The sequence below is a fragment of the Vibrio sp. 10N.222.55.C6 genome, from assembly GCF_041473395.1.
GTDB classification, from domain to species: domain Bacteria; phylum Pseudomonadota; class Gammaproteobacteria; order Enterobacterales; family Vibrionaceae; genus Vibrio; species Vibrio crassostreae_C.
Genome location: NZ_JBFRSD010001276.1, coordinates 1 through 262 on the forward strand (window position 1 = coordinate 1; position 262 = coordinate 262).

General features: G+C 35.5%; 1 pseudogene. It reads right to left on the reverse strand.

Annotation, left to right across the window (positions count from 1 at the left end):
• Window positions 1-262 (reverse strand): annotated as a pseudogene (locus AB4486_RS28520) (hypothetical protein); the annotation flags it as partial.

A 262-nucleotide genomic window follows, 5' to 3' on the forward strand; every position in this document is an offset into this window, starting at 1 on the left:
GCTATGACCAACTTGAGAAAGCAAAATTTCAGGGTTTGTAAAGTCAGCATTTAAGGAAGAAAAACTATACGAGTTACAAACTGTCGCTAAATTATTGGGTATTGATTGCAATTTTTGATTAACAATATATGTAAACCCACACTCTAGACCTCCCTCTGCTTCCCAATGTTGCTTGCGCGCTTCTACTTCATTCTGAGATCTTTTTATTTGATAAAAAACAGAGCGATAACTACCAAAAGTCAACATTAACGCAGTAACTAGT